General features: G+C 62.4%; 16 protein-coding genes and 3 tRNA genes. 5 read left to right on the forward strand and 14 right to left on the reverse strand.

Features of this window, described 5'->3' with window-relative positions; all coding sequences use genetic code 11:
* Nucleotides 1-196 precede the first annotated feature (196 nt).
* Together ABB27_RS13635 and dxs are read left to right on the forward strand one after the other, a co-directional pair.
* Nucleotides 197-862, forward strand: a complete 666-nt coding sequence (locus ABB27_RS13635; protein WP_057629335.1) for an HNH endonuclease — start codon at nucleotides 197-199, stop codon at nucleotides 860-862.
* A 166-nt stretch (nucleotides 863-1028) separates the two neighbouring features.
* Nucleotides 1029-2939 (forward strand): 1-deoxy-D-xylulose-5-phosphate synthase, encoded by a 1911-nt coding sequence (dxs, locus tag ABB27_RS13640; RefSeq protein ID WP_057629336.1) that lies wholly within the window; start codon nucleotides 1029-1031, stop codon nucleotides 2937-2939.
* A gap of 206 nt (nucleotides 2940-3145) precedes the next feature.
* On the opposite strand, the gene ABB27_RS13645 is transcribed toward dxs, so the two are convergent.
* The gene (locus ABB27_RS13645) at nucleotides 3146-4168 is read right to left on the reverse strand and encodes a TraB/GumN family protein (RefSeq protein WP_083491312.1); all 1023 of its coding nucleotides are present in this window, start codon (nucleotides 4166-4168) and stop codon (nucleotides 3146-3148) included.
* Nucleotides 4169-4519: 351 nt separating this feature from the next.
* Between ABB27_RS13645 and ABB27_RS13650 the strand changes: the two genes are divergently transcribed.
* Nucleotides 4520-5050: a lipocalin family protein gene (locus tag ABB27_RS13650; protein WP_057629337.1), complete on the forward strand. Its 531-nt coding sequence runs from the start codon at nucleotides 4520-4522 to the stop codon at nucleotides 5048-5050.
* Nucleotides 5051-5264: 214 nt separating this feature from the next.
* Here ABB27_RS13650 and ABB27_RS13655 read toward each other — a convergent pair whose 3' ends face one another.
* A complete protein-coding gene (locus tag ABB27_RS13655) occupies nucleotides 5265-5534 on the reverse strand; it encodes a putative hemolysin (RefSeq protein ID WP_057629338.1) in 270 nt (89 codons plus the stop codon).
* Between the two features lie 255 nt (nucleotides 5535-5789).
* Between ABB27_RS13655 and ABB27_RS13660 the strand changes: the two genes are divergently transcribed.
* Both ABB27_RS13660 and ABB27_RS13665 read left to right on the forward strand, forming a co-directional pair.
* Nucleotides 5790-6152 carry a hypothetical protein gene (locus tag ABB27_RS13660; RefSeq protein ID WP_152984583.1) on the forward strand — a complete coding sequence of 121 codons (363 nt, stop codon included), beginning with the start codon at nucleotides 5790-5792 and terminating at the stop codon, nucleotides 6150-6152.
* Between the two features lie 828 nt (nucleotides 6153-6980).
* Nucleotides 6981-7202 carry a hypothetical protein gene (locus ABB27_RS13665; protein ID WP_152984584.1) on the forward strand — a complete coding sequence of 74 codons (222 nt, stop codon included), beginning with the start codon at nucleotides 6981-6983 and terminating at the stop codon, nucleotides 7200-7202.
* Between the two features lie 215 nt (nucleotides 7203-7417).
* Here ABB27_RS13665 and ABB27_RS13670 read toward each other — a convergent pair.
* The 12 genes from ABB27_RS13670 to uvrB form a co-directional block, all read right to left on the reverse strand.
* Nucleotides 7418-7494: transfer RNA gene (locus tag ABB27_RS13670), tRNA-Pro, on the reverse strand.
* A gap of 61 nt (nucleotides 7495-7555) precedes the next feature.
* The gene (locus tag ABB27_RS13675; protein ID WP_057629341.1) at nucleotides 7556-7912 is read right to left on the reverse strand and encodes a MerR family transcriptional regulator; all 357 of its coding nucleotides are present in this window, start codon (nucleotides 7910-7912) and stop codon (nucleotides 7556-7558) included.
* Complete coding sequence (locus tag ABB27_RS13680; RefSeq protein WP_054657702.1) at nucleotides 7893-8192, reverse strand: integration host factor subunit alpha; 300 nt, start codon at nucleotides 8190-8192, stop codon at nucleotides 7893-7895. Before ABB27_RS13680 ends, ABB27_RS13675 begins: the two co-directional genes overlap by 20 nt.
* A gap of 21 nt (nucleotides 8193-8213) precedes the next feature.
* Nucleotides 8214-10595, reverse strand: coding sequence for a phenylalanine--tRNA ligase subunit beta (gene pheT / locus ABB27_RS13685; protein WP_057629342.1), 2382 nt, complete (start codon nucleotides 10593-10595; stop codon nucleotides 8214-8216).
* A 121-nt stretch (nucleotides 10596-10716) separates the two neighbouring features.
* A complete protein-coding gene (pheS, locus tag ABB27_RS13690; protein WP_057629343.1) occupies nucleotides 10717-11712 on the reverse strand; it encodes a phenylalanine--tRNA ligase subunit alpha in 996 nt (331 codons plus the stop codon).
* A gap of 200 nt (nucleotides 11713-11912) precedes the next feature.
* Nucleotides 11913-12272: a 50S ribosomal protein L20 gene (gene rplT / locus ABB27_RS13695; RefSeq protein WP_054657697.1), complete on the reverse strand. Its 360-nt coding sequence runs from the start codon at nucleotides 12270-12272 to the stop codon at nucleotides 11913-11915.
* Nucleotides 12273-12282: 10 nt separating this feature from the next.
* Nucleotides 12283-12480 carry a 50S ribosomal protein L35 gene (rpmI, locus tag ABB27_RS13700; protein WP_002811096.1) on the reverse strand — a complete coding sequence of 66 codons (198 nt, stop codon included), beginning with the start codon at nucleotides 12478-12480 and terminating at the stop codon, nucleotides 12283-12285.
* 301 nt (nucleotides 12481-12781) lie between these two features.
* Nucleotides 12782-13306 carry a translation initiation factor IF-3 gene (gene infC, locus ABB27_RS13705; protein ID WP_057629344.1) on the reverse strand — a complete coding sequence of 175 codons (525 nt, stop codon included), beginning with the start codon at nucleotides 13304-13306 and terminating at the stop codon, nucleotides 12782-12784.
* 68 nt (nucleotides 13307-13374) lie between these two features.
* On the reverse strand, nucleotides 13375-15279 hold the full coding sequence (gene thrS / locus ABB27_RS13710; RefSeq protein WP_057629345.1) for a threonine--tRNA ligase: 1905 nt from the start codon (nucleotides 15277-15279) through the stop codon (nucleotides 13375-13377).
* A gap of 333 nt (nucleotides 15280-15612) precedes the next feature.
* Nucleotides 15613-15687: transfer RNA gene (locus ABB27_RS13715), tRNA-Val, on the reverse strand.
* Between the two features lie 117 nt (nucleotides 15688-15804).
* A tRNA-Val gene (locus tag ABB27_RS13720) sits at nucleotides 15805-15879 on the reverse strand.
* Between the two features lie 96 nt (nucleotides 15880-15975).
* Nucleotides 15976-17991, reverse strand: coding sequence for an excinuclease ABC subunit UvrB (gene uvrB, locus ABB27_RS13725; RefSeq protein ID WP_057629346.1), 2016 nt, complete (start codon nucleotides 17989-17991; stop codon nucleotides 15976-15978).
* Nucleotides 17992-18005 lie beyond the last annotated feature (14 nt).

Here is an 18005-nt window from a genome sequence, read left to right on the forward strand (position 1 = left end):
GGAGAGGGGTTGGGGTGAGGGCAGCTTCTGCTTCGCCCCCTCCCTTGCGCCGAAGGCGGAGGGGAGGGTTGGGGAGGGGTAAGCTTTTAGGCGGCTGAAACACCCCCAGCTTCGCGGCTGACGCCGCTCCTACAAAAGCCGAGCCCTGCTCGCCTTTACACAAACTGTCACGCATCGTGTATAAGCTGTTAACCCGATGGAGACAGACACTACACCGCGTAGTCTGATCGATACCGGAGCCGGGAATACCGCTCCGACAGACGGGTTTTCACTTCCGCCCTCCCTGCACCGCCTTGGCTCCGTGCGACTGCTGTCGCTGGATGCGCATGGGCGCGTGCTGGACTGGATCAACTGGCGGGACGCTGCCTGCCTGTACGCACGCGATGCCGTCGCCTGGACCATGGGTGACCCCTGCCTGCACGTACACGGCGCAATCTCGCGGCTGACCGGCCTGCGCAGCGGCATGGACCTGCACCCGATCATCGCCTCACGCGGCCACGCCCGCTCGCGCGCTATCGACCCCACGCCCAACCTGACCAACACCGCGCTGTTCGCCCGCGACGCACAGTTGTGCCTGTACTGCGGCCAGCACTTCAGCCGCCCGCAGCTGACCCGCGATCACGTTCTGCCGGTTTCCAAGGGCGGCAAGGACACCTGGGAGAACGTGGTCAGCGCCTGCTTCCACTGCAACTCGCGCAAGAGCAACCGCACCCCGGCGCAGGCCAACATGCCGCTGCTGGCAGTGCCGTATCGGCCCAGCTGGATCGAGCACCTGATCCTGTCCAACCGCAACATCCTTGCCGACCAGATGGCCTTCCTGAAGTCGCAGCTGCCGCGCAAAGCCTTGCAGCGCGGGCTCTGAGCCAAGCTCACAACAGCTGCGTATTCACGCGCAGATGCCATCCAGACTGAACAGGGCCTTCAGCTTGGCGCCAAACCACCTCATCCGGCACTCATCGAGGGTGTGCTCTGCTTGCCCCACCCTCTCCGGACGGGGAAAATACCGTTTCGAGTGAAACGCGAAGACCATGATCGACTCTGCCAGCTACCCGCGCCTGTCGCGCATCAAGACCCCCGATGACCTGCGTATGTTCGACGAGAGCGAACTGGGGGCCATCGCCGGCGAGTTGCGTGCCTACCTGATCGAATCAGTGGGCAAGAGCGGCGGTCACTTCGCTGCCGGTCTGGGCGTGATCGAGCTTACGGTCGCGTTGCACTATCTGTATGACACGCCGGTCGATCAGCTGGTGTGGGACGTGGGCCACCAGACCTACCCGCACAAGATCCTCACCGGCCGCCGCGACAGCATCCACACCGTCAAGCAGAAGGACGGCGTGGCACCGTTCCCGAAGCGCGAGGAAAGCCAGTTCGATACGTTTGGCGTCGGCCACTCCTCGACCTCGATCTCCGCCGCGCTGGGCATGGCCATCGCGCGCCAGAACCAGGGCGATGACCGCAAGGTGATCGCGGTGATCGGCGATGGTGCGATGACCGCCGGCATGGCCTTTGAAGCGCTGGCCCACGCCGGCGGCATGGACGACGAGCCGAACGTGCTGGTCATCCTCAACGACAACAACATGTCCATCTCCGAGGCCGTCGGCGGACTGACCAAGATGCTGGGTCGGGCGACCGCCAGCCGCACCCTCAACGCCCTGCGCGAGAGCGGCAAGAAGATCCTCGGCGACAAGCGTCACAGCCCCCCTGCCCGCTTCGTGAAGCGCTGGGAAGAACAGTGGAAGGGCATGTTCGTGCCGTCCACCGCCTTCGAGCAGATGGGCTTCCATTACACCGGCCCGATCGACGGCCATGATCTGCCCTTACTGGTTTCCACCCTCAAGCACCTGAAGGATGCCAAGGGCCCGCACCTGCTGCACATCATGACCACCAAGGGCAAAGGCTACGAGCCGGCCGAGGACGACCAGATCGGCTACCACGCCGTCGGTCCATTCGACCCCAGCAAGGGCCTGCCCGAGAAGGGCGCACCGAAGAAGCCGACCTATACCGACATCTTCGGCGACTGGCTATGCGATGCCGCCGCGGCCGATCCGCAGCTGCTGGCGATCACGCCGGCCATGCGCGAAGGCTCGGGCCTGGTGCGTTTCAGCAAGGAATACCCCGAGCGTTACTTCGACGTCGCCATCGCCGAGCAGCATGCGGTAACGCTGGCTGCCGGCATGGCCACGCAGGGCGCCAAGCCCGTGGTCGCGATCTATTCCACCTTCCTGCAGCGCGCCTACGACCAGCTGGTGCATGACGTTGCCACCCAGGATCTGGACGTGCTGTTCGCCATCGACCGCGCTGGCGTGGTCGGCCCGGACGGCGCTACTCACGCCGGCAATCTCGACCTGAGCTACCTGCGCTGCGTGCCGAACATGGTGGTCATGGCCCCGGGCGATGAAGCCGAATGCCGGCAGATGCTCAGCACCGGCCTGCAGTACAAGGGCCCGGCTGCGGTCCGCTACCCGCGCGGCACTGGCCCCGGCGCTGCCGTCGGCAAAGATCTGTCCACGCTGGAGATCGGCAAGGCGCAACTGCGCGTGCAAGGCAGCCGCCTGGCCATCCTCGCCTTCGGCGCCGCGGTACCTGCGGCCGAGCAGGTAGGCCGCGAGCTGGGCCTGAGCGTGGTCAACATGCGTTTCATCAAGCCGCTGGACAAGGCGATGCTGTTGGAACTGGCACGCACGCACGACGGTTTCATTACCGTTGAAGACAACGTGGTTGCCGGTGGCGCCGGTTCGGGCGTGTCCGAACTGCTCAATGCCGAAGCGGTGGTGATGCCAATGCTGCACCTGGGCCTGCCGGACAGCTACCAGCATCACGCCAGCCGCGAAGACCTGCTGGCCGAGGCCGGGATTGATGCAGCCGGCATCCGCGCCGCCATCCTCGAGCGCTGGCCGAAGCTGCAGGACAGTGCCGCGCCATTGAGCGCAGCCAGCTGACTTGAGCAAGCGATAGCGGCGCAATGCGCTTGACCGAGTCACCCAGAAACCGATGCCAGATTGCAGGCATCGGTTTTTTTGTGGGAGCGGCGTAAGCCGCGAAGCAAACACCCTCTCCGACAACATGGAGACCAGGGACTCAACCCGCCTCAGCTTCGCGGCTTACGCCGCTCCCACAACTCCCACAACGGCCCAGGCCCTGTCGTCTACGGCAACTCAACTTCGTAACCACGCGCCTGCAACTGCGCCAGATAACCATCGGTTTCCAGCAGCCGGTCCACCGGCAACATCGCAAATGTTTCTTCATTGCGCTGCAACGCAGCCTCCGCAATCGACAGCCAATGCTGCCGCACGCGCGCCCTCAGATCACCGTAGCCACGGTTGCGCACAAAGCCCGATTCGGTCACCGCCTGCATACAGGCACTGCCCGCATCCTCATAAGGCGAGCGGCGCAATGCCTCGATATCGCCAACCGCCCAGGCATTTGCCCGCTCCACCAGGGTTGGCAGATCGTGCTCGATCAAGGCCACGGTCCGCTCAAGACACGCCGCATCGTCGATGCCGCCTTCACGGAATTCGCGAACAGCAGCCTTCGGATCGTCAATCATTATTTTCCACGTCGTCGGCGTCGGGGTGATGCCCGCCGCCTTTGCCGCCGCATCCACCACCGGCCAGACAATCTTCCGCCGGCCCAGGCCTATCGACTTCATGGCCGCCGACTGCAACTCAACAGCGGCGAACATAGGACGCTTGCGTTCAATACCACCGTCACGCGGTAGATAGCGTTGTTTGACCGCAGCCCAGCGCGCATAGATTGCAGGTGCAAGCACATCGTTCAACTCTGCACCGTCCTCGTTGCGCATGCCTTTCCAAATCGTTGGCAGCAACGCCACCTTGCCGAAGAAACCAACATCCGCATCGAATGCCACACCCGGTGGCAGCAATACCTGCCCCGAGCGCGCAATCACCGCCCGAACCTCATCGGCCCGCCACTCGATCTGATTGGGCAAGGGCGACACCGTGCCCAGAATCCAAAGCACATGCCCGTCCTTGCTCACCCGCCACAAACCCGGGCCGGGCTGCGCGCCGTGGACGACAACAGCCTCAAGATCGCGGATTGGCGCTGCCTCCACATCAGCAACAGCTTCAACCAGGGCCTGCGCGGATGCGTTTCCAACAAAGAAAGCTGCCAACAGACACCAACCACGCAAGCTGTGCACGACCGACATGAAGTCTTCCTTGAGGCGACCTGGCTGGCGACATTAGCCATTTCCCTGCTTCGATGCGTTAGAACATCGTTCTGTCAGAAAAGGTCCGCCAGACCACCACCAGCGCGAACAGCCAATCCAATGTAGTGCCGAGCCATGCTCGGCAGGGGCATTCCCCTGGCAATTCTTGCCGAGCATGGCTCGGCACTACAACGCGCTCATGCCGGATCACGCAAGTGAACGCCGCCCGCAAGCAATCGCGATGCCGGGCTTCGCTCATGAAGACACCGCTACCCACAATCAGGCTATCGTCACATGCACCCACCAACAAAAGGCGCATCCTGTTCCCGCATCCTCGACCAGACAACTGAAATGCTGAAAAAAGCCTTGCCACTCGCACTATTGCTGATGACCCCACTGATCGCCCACGGCGCCGAAGTGAAGTCCGTCGACAACATCGACCTGCAACGCTATGCCGGTACCTGGTATGAGCAGGCGAACTTCCCGATGTACTTCCAGCGTAACTGCGCGCGCAATACAACAGCCAACTACCGCCTGCTTGCCGAGGGCCAGATCGAGGTCATCAACCGCTGCGAGAAAACCGACGGCGATACGATCCAGGCGGAAGGCATCGCCAAGCCTTCAGGCAATGGCCCAGCCGAACTGAAGGTTCGCTTTGCACCCGCCTTCCTGTCGTTCCTGCCATTCGTATGGGCCGACTATTGGGTCATTGCACTTGATCCGGACTACCGATGGGCGGTTGTGGGCACGCCCAACAGGGAATACCTGTGGATTTTGAGCCGTGACAAGAAGATTCCCGAGAGCCAGCTGAAAGAACTCAGCGAGAAAGCAGCGCTGCAGGGTTTTGATGTGTCGAAGCTGCGCGTGACCGAGCAGGGCTAGCGCCCTTCCCTGTTTTGATCATCAGCTGCGGCAGCTAGCTGACGACGTACCCGAAGTTGGTTCTCGATATCGACGGTCAACTGAATCGGGCCGCCGAAGTCATTTTCGGCTGCGCAGTGAACCACGCGCCTGGATTGGTCGTGGTCCATCTACACTGGAAGACGATAGGTACGGACGCCGGCTGGTTCATCCAGCCCAGGCGACCCATCAGGTCCTAGTTGGTGCCGGCCGCATTATCGCGCCGGAACAGCTCCCACTCTTCGATCTGGGTGCCATCAGCAAGATGGCAGATGCCGTATTCGCCGCCCTCGCTGTTCTTCCTGATCTCCAGCTTGCCGCCTTTCTTCACGCAGTACTCGGAGGCGGGATTGGCAATGCCAACGCGTGATGGAACGACCTCAGTCTTGGCGTCATTCTTCGGGGCACAGGCTGCCAACGTACCCACCAAGGGCAGGACCGCAATACAATGAACAAGGAATTTCATGGGTGCACTCCAAGGCCATGGCCCGTCACTGTTTTCAGGCGCAGACTAGCCAAAGATTGTAGTGCCCTCGTGGCACACGGACCAAGGCATCAGATCGAGTGCATTCGCAGCAGTGTGCGGAACTGTTGCACACCCAAGCCTCACTCACCGGGAGGCGGCCATGGGTGTTTCACTCCCAAATTGCCACCCCACCAACAGCCTGCATGCGGCAGCAACACAGCCAGCGGCCGCTCCACCACAACAACATCACTGGACTTGAACGCCGATCTGCCAGCCAGCAAGGTTCGCGCTTCGAATCAGGAGAGAGATATGCCACAAGACGAGCTGCTTCACGACATGTTGACCACCCTGGATAGGCTCATCGCCGTCTTCGCTTCCGCCACTCCGGACGAGAAATCCTGGCGAGACGCGATCACCGAGATGCGCGCTATCCGCGCATCCTTGCCCGCATCTGCGGTATTGGAAAGATTCGTCGGTAAGCGCATTAGGCAGTCACTCGACATTCGCGGCTTGAGCCTCACCAACGGCCCAGCCACGCGAGCGCTGCTCGGCCCCAGCATCGCCACCAACCTGACGCTCGCCAGGCAAGTCCTGGAAGGTTACCTGGGCAAGCGTTGAGGACAGGGATGGGCTGTGACTTTTTTCGTATCAGTGATGCTGAGAATGCACCAGCCCAACACCCGCCTGTAGGAGCGGCGTAAGCCGCGAAGCTGGTAGTAATGAAAGGTCGGTCATCCCCGCAATCTGGCCCACTACGAGCTTCGCGGCTGACGCCGCTCCTACAAAACCTGATGGACTCTCGGGAAGGCCTCTGCCGAACATGGCTCGGCACTACGATTGCTCTCGCCCCTAGCATTGTGGGAGCGGCGTAAGCCGCGAAGCTGGCAGCAATGAAGCATCGGTCATCCTCACAATTTGGCCGACTACGAGCTTCGCGGCTGACGCCGCTCCTACAAAATCTGATGGATTATCGGGAAGGCCTCTGCCGAGCATGGCTCGGCACTACGATTGTTCTCGCTCCTAGCATTGTGGGAGCGGCGTAAGCCGCGAAGCTGGCAGCAATGAAGCATCGGTCATCCCCGCAATCTGGCCGACTACGAGCTTCGCGGCTGACGCCGCTCCTACAAAATCTGATGGATTATCGGGAAGGCCTCTGCCGAGCATGTGGCTCGGCACTACGATTGCTCTCGCTCCTAGCATTGTGGGAGCGGCGTAAGCCGCGAAGCTGGCAGCAATGAAACGTCGGTCATCCCCGCAATCTGGCCGACTACGAGCTTCGCTGCTTACGCCGCTCCTACAAAAGCCTTGTTCTTCACCCACTTGGGGGAAGGCCGTTCGGTGGGATGAGCCTATCGAGCGCGGACGCATTCCATGCAAGCCCGACAAGGGCCGACCTCCCTGCGGTAGGCTGTTGCTTCCGAACAAACAGCCCGCATGGAGGGCAATATGGACAATCAACTGCTGGAAGACATTCGAGCGCTGCTGATCAGCAAGCGCGCGCGGGAAATCCGGATCAACCTGCAGCGGGCCGAGTCCGACGCGGATATCGAAGAAATCGACATCGAGGGTGAGCTGGTAAGCGTTCTCACGCTGGAAGCCGCCATGCGCGCCGCAGTGAAGGAGTTCAAGCGCAACAAGCAGCTCATCAGCACCATCCTGGCGGAGTAACGGCTAGACGGAGCGCCGCCTGGACGAACGCGCGGATTCAGGCGCTCAAGCGCCAAAGAAACGTGGCAATCACCATGCACCATCTCGGTGACCGTGAGGCACTTTGGCAGTGCCATCAAGCATCGGCATCACTCTGCCGAGACAGAGCAAAAAGGCAGCACAACGAAAAAGGGCCTGCGCAATAAAGCGCAAGCCCTTGTTCGTTTTGCAGTAGTTGGTCGGGACGGCCGGATTTGAACCGACGACCCTCTGCCCCCCAGGCAGATGCGCTACCAGGCTGCGCTACGCCCCGATCGTTACTGCTTTCGCCTTGCGGCGAGCCGGTGATTATACCGGCTTTCACACAAAAAAACTCAGCGTCGGAGCAGTTGCAGTACTTCTTCCAGCTCCATGCGCACCTGCTTGATGATCTGGTTGCTCAGCGCCGACTCTTCGCGGGCGCCCTCGCCTTCCAGTCGCAGGCGGGCGCCACCAATGGTGTAGCCCTGTTCGTACAGCAGACCGCGGATCTGCCGGACCATCAGCACATCGTGGCGCTGATAGTAGCGGCGGTTGCCACGGCGCTTGGCCGGCTCAAGGCTGGGGAACTCGGTTTCCCAGTAGCGCAGCACGTGCGGCTTTACATCGCACAGCTCGCTGACTTCACCAATGGTGAAGTAGCGCTTGGCCGGAATCGGCGGAAGTTCGCGGTTACTGCCCGGATCCAGCATATGCCTCCACCCGCTCCTTGAGCTTTTGGCCCGGACGGAAGGTGACTACCGTACGGGCGGAAATCGGAATTTCCTCGCCGGTCTTGGGGTTGCGACCGGGGCGCTGGTTCTTGCGCCGCAGATCGAAATTGCCGAAGCCCGACAGCTTCACTTGACGTCCCTGCTCCAATGCATCGCGCAACACATCGAAAAACGCGTCGACAAACTCCTTGGCCTCGCGCTTGTTCAGACCAACTTCGTCGAACAAACGATCTGCCATCTCCGCCTTGGTCAATGCCATGCCTGCTCCCTGTATCCCGCCTCAGCCACGGATCTTTGCGCCGTGCCCGTGATCAATCGCCGCCACCACATCGGTGACTACGGCTTCCACGTCACGGTCCATCAATGTGCGCGACTTGTCCTGCAAAATCAAGCCCATAGCCAAACTCTTGAAGCCTGGCTCGACACCCTGGCCGATATAACGGTCGAACAGTGCGACATCGCGCAGCAGCTCGCCAGCTGCACCACGGATGGTGGCCGACAGTTCGGCCCAGCTGACCGATTCAGCTACGACCACCGCCAGATCACGGCGCACCGCCGGGAAACGTGACAGTTCGCTGGAACGCGGCAGTGCGCGCGCGGCCAGCGGTGCCAGGTCCAGCTCGAAGCCGTAGACCTCCACGTCCACTTCCATGGCCTTGGCCAGGCGCGGATGCAACTGGCCGATCCAGCCGATGCACTGGCCGTCGCGCCAGATATCAGCCGAACGTGCCGGGTGCGCATACGGGCGCTGCGAGGCGCGGAATTCCAGCACGGCGCCGGAGGCAGCGGCCAATGACTCCAGGTCGCCCTTCAGGTCATGGAAGTCGACCTTGCGCGCCTTCTCGCCCCACTGCAGGGCGGCGGCATCACCGCACACAGCCGCGGCGATACGCACGGTTTCCTTGGGCGCGGGCTTGCCCTCGCCGGTCTGCGCTTCGAACACGCGGCCGATCTCGAACAGGCGCACGCGGCCGGCCTGGCGGGCCACATTGCGGCCCAGCGTGGCGACCAGCCCCGGCAGCAGCAGCGGGCGCATTACCGCCAGCTCGGCCGAAAGCGGGTTGGCCAGCGCGACCAGGCCTTCATTCTGCTGCCACTGCGTCAGCAGTTCGGCATCGACGAAGGCGAAGTTGATGGTTTCCAGCATTTCGCGGGCCACCAGTTGGCGGCGCACGCTGAGGTCATCCAGACGGGTTTCGCTGGGCATGGCGATGCGCGCAGCGCCGCCCGGCAAGGTGGTCGGGATGGACTCGTAGCCGTGGATACGGGCCAGTTCTTCGATCAGGTCTTCTTCGATGGCGATATCGAAGCGACGGCTCGGGCCGGTCACGTTCCAGCCATCGGCGGCGGCCTCAACCTGCATGCCGAGGGCGCGCAGGATGCGCTCGACTTCGCCGTCTTCGATCTGGATGCCGAGCACGCGCTGGATGCGGGCGCGGCGCAGGTGGATGCTGGCAGCAACCGGCAAATCGGCTTCACGCACGGCCTCGGTGACCGGCGAGGGCGTCCCGCCGGCCAGGTCCAGCACCAGCCGGGTGGCGTATTCGATGGCGATGCGCGGCAGCTGCGGGTCAACACCGCGCTCGAAGCGGTGGCCGGCATCGGTATGCAGGCCGAGCTTGCGGCCACGGCCCATGATCGCGGCCGGAGCGAAGTGCGCTGCCTCCAGGAACACCTTGCTGGTGGCATCGGTGACGCGGGTATCGAAGCCGCCCATCAGGCCGGCCAGGCCCACCGGACGGTCGGCGTCGGTCACCACCAGGAAGCTGTCGTCCAGCGCGGCATCGCGGCCGTCAAGCAGCTTGAGGGTTTCACCGGCGCGCGAGCGGCGCACGGCAATCTGGCCCTTCAGGGTGTCCAGATCGTAGGCGTGCATCGGCTGGCCAAGTTCCAGCATCACGTACTGGGTGATGTCGACCAGCAGCGACACCGGACGTACACCACTGCGGCGCAGGCGCTCGGCCATCCACAGCGGGGTGTTGGCGGCGGCGTTGACGCCTTCGATCACACGGCCCAGGTAACGCGGCGCTTCTGCACCGGCATCAAGCTGGATGGCGAGCTCGCGCGTCGCCTGTGCCGGCACGGCGTCGGCGGCGAACGGCTTCACTTCGCTGCGGGTGGCAGCTGCCACGTCGAAGGCGATGCCACGCACGCTGAAGCAGTCGGCACGGTTCGGGGTCAGTTTGATCTCGATGCTGGAATCCGGCAGGCCGAGATAGTCCACCAGCGCGGTGCCAACCGGCGCGTCATCGGGCAGTTCCAGCAGGCCGGAGGCGTCGTTGTCCAGGCCAAGTTCCTTGGCCGAGCACAGCATGCCGTTGGATTCCACGCCGCGCAGCTTGGCCGGCTTGATCTTCAGCTCGCCAATCTGCGCGCCGACCATGGCCAGCGGTGCAACCAGGCCCGGACGCGCGTTCGGCGCGCCGCAGACGATCTGCAGCAGCTCGGCCTGACCTGCGTCGACCTTGCAGATCTGCAGGCGGTCGGCCTCCGGATGGCGAGTGGCTTCAACGATGCGCGCAACCACCACGTTGTCCAGGCCGGCGCCCAGTGCGGTGACTTCTTCGACTTCCAGGCCGATGGCGGTCAGCACAGCGCTGAGTTCGTCGCGCGATGCGCTGGTCGGTACGTGGCTGCGCAGCCAGCTTTCAGAGAATTTCATGTCTTTACCTTGATGGGAGGCGGGCCTCCCGTTGCGGTTTTTTGTTGATACCCGGCGCTTTGCGCCTGGGGTTGGTCAACGTTTAAAAGCTGCCGAGCATGGCTCGGCACTACAGCTGCGGTTAGGCGAACTGCTTGAGGAAGCGGACGTCGTTTTCGAAGAAGGCGCGCAGGTCGTTGACGCCGTAGCGCAGCATCGCAAAACGTTCCACGCCCAGGCCGAAGGCGAAGCCGGTGTAGCGCTCCGGGTCGATGCCGACCGACTTCAGCACGTTCGGGTGGACCATGCCGCAGCCCAGCACTTCCAGCCAGCGGGTGCTGCCATCGGGCTGCTGCCAGGCGATGTCCACTTCCGCACCCGGCTCCACGAACGGGAAGTAGCTCGGGCGGAAACGCATTTCAAAATCGCGCTCGAAGAAGGCACGCACGAACTCGGACAAGGTGCCCTTGAGGTCGGCGAAGTTGGAGTGCTCGTCCACCAGCAGGCCTTCGACCTGATGGAACATCGGCGAGTGGGTCTGGTCGCTGTCGCTGCGGTACACCTTGCCGGCGGCGATCATGCGCAGCGGCGGCTTGTGGTCGCCCATGTAGCGCACCTGCACACCGGAGGTATGCGTGCGCAACAGGCGGCCATCGCCGAAGTAGAAGGTGTCGTGCATGGCACGCGCCGGGTGATGCGGCGGGAAGTTCAGCGCTTCGAAGTTGTGCCAGTCGTCTTCGATTTCCGGGCCTTCGGACAGCTCGTAACCGAGGCGGCCGAAGATTTCGGTGATGCGCTCCAGGGTGCGCGTGACCGGGTGCAGGCCACCGCGTTCGCCATGGCGGCCCGGCAGGGTGACATCGATGTTTTCAGCGGCCAGACGCGCGTCCAGCGCAGCGCTTTCCAGCAGCGCCTTGCGCTCACCCAGGGCCGAGGACACCGCGTCGCGCGCGATATTGATCGCCTCGCCTGCTGCCTTGCGCTCATCGGCCGGCAAGCCACCGAGCTGCTTGAGCTGGGCGGTGATGCTGCCACTCTTGCCCAACAGGGAAACACGCAGGCTTTCCAGTGCGTCCGGGCTCTGCGCCGCGGCCACATCGGCCAGCGCCTGCGCGGTCAAGGATTGGATGTCACTCATGGGATCGACGAAACCTCTGGCCGGCATGCCTACGCGGTATGCGCCGGGCCGACCCCCGTCGCCACCAGTGCCTGATCGCCGCGCAACCATCGGCAGCGGCAACCAACACAAAAAAGAATGGGGAAGGACTTGCGCCCTTCCCCATGCATTGTCTCACCACAGCCGTTGCGCGTGAACGCTACAACCGCTGCAGGAAGAACTTATGCCGCCAGTGCGCCCTTGGCCTTTTCTGCCAGAGCGGCAAAACCGGCTGCGTCGTGCACGGCGATATCAGCCAGAACCTTACGGTCCAGGGTGATACCGGCCTTCAGCAGGCCGTTCATGAAACGGCTGTAGCTCAGGCCGTTGATGCGGGCAGCCGCATTGATGCGGGTGATCCACAGCGAACGGAAATTGCGCTTCTTCTGCTTACGGCCAATGTAGGCGTACTGCTGTGCCTTGATGACTGCCTGCTTGGCAACGCGGAAGACCTTGCGACGGGCGTTGTAATAGCCCTTGGCGAGATCCAATACTTTCTTGTGGCGGCGGCGCGCCTGCACACCACGCTTTACTCGTGCCATGGTTCAGTCCTCAGAGGTAGGGAAGCATACGGTCCAGACGGCCTGCGTCTTCTGCGCGGACGTGATTCGTCTGACGCAGGTTACGCTTCCGCTTGGTCGCTTTCTTCGTGAGGATGTGGCTACGATTGGCGTGACCGCACTTGTACTTGCCGGAGGCGGTCTTGCGGAAACGCTTGGCCGCCGCCCGGTTGGTCTTGATCTTGGGCATTGCTATGTCCTTGATGGTCTCTTTTCACTGACTGGGCGGTGGTTTTACCCACACTTTCCGTCCCTGCCCTTGTCTGTTTAAAGCCCACACTCCCACTGGAGGCAGGCAGGTCCTGGGTGAAGCGAAAAACGATGAAGCAAACAACAAACCCGGCGAACCGGGCCGCCCATTATGCCTTGCGCGTCAGTCGCTTGCAAACAGCAAGTGGGCTGGCGCTCAAATCAGCTGAACAGGCATGCCAACAGGGAGGTAGCCATGGCCCCTCCCCGTTCAGCAAAGCAGCGGCCCGCAGGCCAACGGCTTATTTCTTCTTCGGCGCAATCATCATGACCATCTGCCGGCCTTCCAGGCGCGGACGGGACTCGATCACGATGTCCTCACCCAGATCAGCCTCGATCCGGTTGGCCATTTCGCGACCCAGTTCCTGATGGCTCATTTCGCGGCCACGGAAGCGGATGTTGACCTTGATCTTGTCGCCCTCTTCGAGGAAACCGCGCATCTTGCGCAGCTTGATCTGGTAGTCGCCCTCGTCCGTTACCGGACGGAACTTCACTTCCTTGATCTCGACCTGCTTGGTCTTCTTCTTGGCCTCGTTGGCCTTCTTCTGCGCTTCGAACTTGAACTTGCCGAAGTCCATGATCTTGCAGACCGGCGGATCGGCCTGCGGCTGGATCTCAACCAGATCAAGACCTTCGTCTTCGGCCATCGACAGCGCCTCGTCGCGCGTGAGCACGCCAATCATTTCACCATCACTACCGATCACGCGCACGCGCGGAACGCGGATTTCCTGGTTGCGACGGTTCTGTTTGTTGTCAGGGATACTGATATTGCAATCTCCAAGTGGATTAGTACCGGCCCTGCGGAGTGTCCGCCGGGGCCGGGGCCCTACTTACTTCAATGTTTCAATTCTGCCTGCAGCCGCTCGACGAAGGCCTGAACCGACATCGAACCAAGGTCTTCACCGGACCGCGTGCGTACCGCCACGGCCCCGTTCTCCTTCTCGCGGTCACCCACGACCAGCAGATACGGCACCCGCTGCAGCGTATGCTCGCGAATCTTATAGCCGATCTTTTCGTTGCGCAAATCGGCGTCAACCCGGAAGCCTTGATTTGCAAGGCTTTTGCGAACTTCGTCGACGTAATCGGCCTGGGCGTCGGTGATATTGGCCACCACCACCTGCACCGGCGCCAGCCAGGTCGGGAACGCGCCGGCATGCTGTTCGATCAAAATGCCCAGGAAACGCTCCATCGAGCCGACAATCGCCCGGTGCAGCATCACCGGATGGCGCTTCTGGCTGTTCTCGTCCACGTATTCAGCACCGAGACGGCCCGGCATCATGAAGTCGACCTGCATGGTGCCCAGCTGCCAGGTACGGCCGATGGCATCCTTCAGGTGGTACTCGATCTTCGGGCCGTAGAACGCACCCTCGCCCGGCAGCTCCTGCCACTCCACGCCGCAGCTGGACAGCGCGGTGCGCAGCGCGCCCTCGGCCTTGTCCCAGGTCTCGTCGTCGCCCAGACGCGACTCCGGACGCAGCGCGATCTTGATCTGGATTTCTTCAAAGCCAAACGCCTTGTACACCGCCAGCGCCTGCTGGTGGAAGGCCGTCACTTCGGCTTCGACCTGGCTCTCGGTGCAGAAGATGTGGCCATCGTCCTGGGTGAAGCCGCGCACGCGCAGGATGCCGTGCAGCGCGCCCGACGGCTCGTTGCGATGGCAGGCACCAAACTCGCCGTAACGGATCGGCAGGTCGCGGTAGCTGTGCAGGCCCTGGTTGAACAACTGCACGTGACCCGGGCAGTTCATCGGCTTCAGCGCATAGGTGCGCTTCTCCGATTCGGTGAAGAACATATTGTCCTGGTAGTTGTCCCAGTGACCGGACTTCTTCCACAGGCTCACGTCAAGGATCTGCGGGCAGCGCACTTCGCCGTAGCCGCTCTGACGGTACACGTTGCGCATGTACTGCTCGACGACCTGCCAGATCGACCAGCCCTTCGGATGCCAGAACACCAGGCCCGGCGCTTCTTCCTGCAGGTGGAACAGGTCCTGCTGCTTGCCGATGCGGCGATGGTCGCGCATTTCGGCTTCTTCGATGCGCTTGATGTAAGCCTCAAGCTGCTTCTTGTCGGCCCATGCGGTGCCGTAGATGCGCTGCAGCTGCTCGTTCTTGGCATCGCCGCGCCAATACGCACCGGAGATGCGCGTCAGCTTGAAAGACTTCAGGAAACGGGTATTCGGCACGTGCGGGCCACGGCACATGTCCACGTATTCCTGGTGGTAGTACATGCCCATCGCGCTGATGTCGTCGGACATGTCTTCGATCAGGCGCAGCTTGTAGTCCTCGCCACGCGCCTTGAAGATCTCAACCACTTCCGCACGCGGGGTGACCTTCTTGACGACGTCATAGTCCTGCGCGATCAGCTCGCCCATGCGCTTTTCGATCGCCGCCATGTCTTCCGGCGTGAACGGGCGCTCGTTGTAGATGTCGTAGTAGAAGCCTTCGGCGATGACCGGGCCGATCACCATCTTGGCCTCCGGGTACAACTGCTTCACCGCATGACCTACCAGGTGAGCGCAGGAGTGGCGGATGATTTCCACGCCCTCCTCGTCCTTGGCGGTGATGATGCGCAGCGAGGCGTCGTGGTCGATCACGTCGCTGGCATCAACCAGCACGCCATCCACGGCACCGGCAATGGTGGCCTTGGCCAGACCCGCACCGATGGACTGGGCAACGTCCATGACGCTGACCGGGTTTTCGAACTGACGGACGCTGCCGTCTGGGAGAGTGATGTTGATCATGGGGTCACCAAAGGTCACGGCCCGCCGGGCGGGCTGGAAACTACGCCAACAGGCGCAGCTTCAAGGGAGTTCATGGGAATCGGAGCAATAAAAAAGCGCCACGACGGCGCCTGGCATCAGGGCGGTGGCGGCAAATCAGCAATGGGCGATGGTAGTGCTCATGTCACACGCTCGGCCGACGCTTTGCGCGGGCCACCTTGGCTGCCGAAGGGGTTACTGGAGTGATATTAAACCAATCCGGCACAGACCGCCTCCGCCGCAGGCCCCGGCTTCGTCCGAAAACCAAAAAACCCGGCCTGGGCCGGGTTTTTCATCGCCACTTTCCAGTGAAAGTGGTGGGCGGTACAGGGTTCGAACCTGTGACCCCTACCATGTCAAGGTAGTGCTCTACCGCTGAGCTAACCGCCCGCTTTGAAACCTATCCACGCTGCCAGGGCCAAACCCACCCCTACCGCAACGCGTAACATCATCCGGAAACACAAAGCCCGGCCTGCGCCGGGCTTTCGTCGCCACTTCCCGAGGAAGTGGTGGGCGGTACAGGGTTCGAACCTGTGACCCCTACCATGTCAAGGTAGTGCTCTACCGCTGAGCTAACCGCCCTTCTCAGCAACAATTCTTCGCTGCGAGGGCGCGTATCTTAACCCTGCTCTTCACGAAGAACAACCGTTTTCTGGAAAAACTTCACAGCGGCGGATTTCAGCCCAGATTCGCCTCCTTCAGGCGATGGATCTGGTCACGAACGCGCGCGGCGTCCTCGAACTCGAGGTCGCGCGCGTGCTGGTACATCTGCTGCTCCAACTCCTTGAGGCGTGCAGCCAGCTTGGCCGGCTCCAGCGGCAGGTAATCGCTCTCGGGCTCGGCCACGCGCCGACCCTTGCCCTTGGCGCCGGACTTGGGTGAGCCTTCGTCGTGCGCACCTTCCAGAATATCCACGATGGGCCGCACCACCGACTGCGGCACGATGCCGTGCTCCTGGTTGTACTCGACCTGCTTCTGCCGACGCCGATCGGTCTCGTCAATGGCCGCCTGCATCGAACGGGTCATCTTGTCGGCATACAGGATGGCCTTGCCGCGCACGTTACGCGCGGCGCGGCCGATGGTCTGGATCAGCGAGCCGGTGGAGCGCAGGAAGCCCTCCTTGTCCGCATCCAGGATCGCCACCAGCGACACCTCCGGCATATCCAAGCCTTCGCGCAGCAGGTTGATGCCGACCAGCACATCAAACTTGCCCAAGCGCAGGTCACGGATGATTTCCACACGCTCCACCGTATCCACGTCCGAGTGCAGATAGCGCACGCGGATGCCGTGTTCGCTGAGGTATTCGGTGAGGTTCTCGGCCATGCGCTTGGTCAACGTGGTGACCAGCACGCGGTCGCCCATCTTGATGCGTTCATTGGCCTGCGACATCAGGTCGTCCACCTGGGTGCCGACCGGACGGATCTCCACCTCCGGATCGATCAAGCCAGTCGGGCGCACCACCAGCTCGGTGATGTCGTTGCCGGACTCGCGCAGCTCGTAGGGACCAGGCGTGGCCGACACGTAGATGGCACGCGGCGAGCGCGCCTCCCACTCCTCGAAACGCAGCGGGCGGTTATCCAGCGCCGATGGCAGTCGGAAGCCGAATTCGACCAGGGTTTCCTTGCGCGAACGGTCACCCTTGTACATCGCGCCGATCTGCGGAATGGTCACGTGCGACTCATCGATGACCAGCAGTGCATCCGGCGGCAGGTAGTCGAACAGGGTCGGCGGCGGCTCGCCCGGCGCCTTGCCGGTGAGATGCCGCGAATAGTTTTCGATGCCGTTGCAGTAGCCAACCTCGGCCATCATTTCCAGATCGTACTGGGTGCGCTGGGCCAGCCGCTGCGCCTCGACCAGCTTGTTCTGTGCGTACAGCTGCTCCAGCCGCTCCTTCAACTCGACCTTGATGGTCTCCACCGCCGCCAGCACCCGCTCGCGCGTGGTGGCGTAGTGGGTCTTGGGGTAGATGGTGTAGCGCTGCATCTTGCGCAGGCTTTCACCGGTGAGCGGGTCGAACATGCTGAGCTGCTCGATATCGCCATCGAACAGCTCGATACGCAGCGCCTCGCTGTCCAGCTCGGCCGGGAACACATCAATCACTTCGCCACGCACGCGGAAGGTACCGCGCTGCAACTCGTACTCGTTGCGGGTGTACTGCAGCTGGGTCAGGTGCTTGATCAGATCACGCTGATCAATGCGCTCGCCCTTGGACAGGATCAAGCGCAGCGACAGGTAGTCTTCCGGCGCGCCCAGGCCATAGATCGCCGACACCGTCGCCACCACGATGGCATCGGGACGCGACAACAGCGTCTTGGTTGCCGCAAGCCGCATCTGCTCGATGTGCTCGTTGATCGAACTGTCCTTCTCGATGAAGGTATCCGAGGACGGCACATAGGCTTCGGGCTGGTAGTAGTCGTAGTAGCTGACGAAGTACTCCACCGCGTTATGCGGAAAGAACGCCTTGAATTCGCCGTAAAGCTGCGCCGCCAGAGTCTTGTTCGGCGCCATCACCAGAGTCGGGCGCTGCACCTGTTGCACCACGTTGGCGATGGTGTAGGTCTTGCCGGAACCGGTAACGCCCAGCAGGGTCTGCTTGGCGATGCCCGCTTCAAAGTTGGCCACCAGCTTTTCGATGGCAGCCGGCTGGTCGCCGGAGGGCGAATACGGCGATACGAGCTGGAAGCTGTCTGACATATCGATGGCGCCTA

Source organism: Stenotrophomonas terrae (assembly GCF_001431465.1).
Taxonomy (GTDB): Bacteria; Pseudomonadota; Gammaproteobacteria; order Xanthomonadales; family Xanthomonadaceae; genus Stenotrophomonas; species Stenotrophomonas terrae.

What these genes read in the sequence shown, in the direction of transcription:
- ABB27_RS13675 (WP_057629341.1), bottom strand. Translation starts at nt 7,912, where the DNA reads ATGCTGGATCCGGGCAGTAACCGCGAACTTCCGCCGATTCCGGCCAAG.
- ABB27_RS13680 (WP_054657702.1), bottom strand. Translation starts at nt 8,192, where the DNA reads ATGGCATTGACCAAGGCGGAGATGGCAGATCGTTTGTTCGACGAAGTT.
- ABB27_RS13650 (WP_057629337.1), top strand. Translation starts at nt 4,520, where the DNA reads ATGCTGAAAAAAGCCTTGCCACTCGCACTATTGCTGATGACCCCACTG.
- ABB27_RS13655 (WP_057629338.1), bottom strand. Translation starts at nt 5,534, where the DNA reads ATGAAATTCCTTGTTCATTGTATTGCGGTCCTGCCCTTGGTGGGTACG.
- ABB27_RS13645 (WP_083491312.1), bottom strand. Translation starts at nt 4,168, where the DNA reads ATGTCGGTCGTGCACAGCTTGCGTGGTTGGTGTCTGTTGGCAGCTTTC.
- pheT (WP_057629342.1), bottom strand. Translation starts at nt 10,595, where the DNA reads ATGAAATTCTCTGAAAGCTGGCTGCGCAGCCACGTACCGACCAGCGCA.
- thrS (WP_057629345.1), bottom strand. Translation starts at nt 15,279, where the DNA reads ATGATCAACATCACTCTCCCAGACGGCAGCGTCCGTCAGTTCGAAAAC.
- ABB27_RS13665 (WP_152984584.1), top strand. Translation starts at nt 6,981, where the DNA reads ATGGACAATCAACTGCTGGAAGACATTCGAGCGCTGCTGATCAGCAAG.
- pheS (WP_057629343.1), bottom strand. Translation starts at nt 11,712, where the DNA reads ATGAGTGACATCCAATCCTTGACCGCGCAGGCGCTGGCCGATGTGGCC.
- rpmI (WP_002811096.1), bottom strand. Translation starts at nt 12,480, where the DNA reads ATGCCCAAGATCAAGACCAACCGGGCGGCGGCCAAGCGTTTCCGCAAG.
- uvrB (WP_057629346.1), bottom strand. Translation starts at nt 17,991, where the DNA reads ATGTCAGACAGCTTCCAGCTCGTATCGCCGTATTCGCCCTCCGGCGAC.
- dxs (WP_057629336.1), top strand. Translation starts at nt 1,029, where the DNA reads ATGATCGACTCTGCCAGCTACCCGCGCCTGTCGCGCATCAAGACCCCC.
- ABB27_RS13635 (WP_057629335.1), top strand. Translation starts at nt 197, where the DNA reads ATGGAGACAGACACTACACCGCGTAGTCTGATCGATACCGGAGCCGGG.
- rplT (WP_054657697.1), bottom strand. Translation starts at nt 12,272, where the DNA reads ATGGCACGAGTAAAGCGTGGTGTGCAGGCGCGCCGCCGCCACAAGAAA.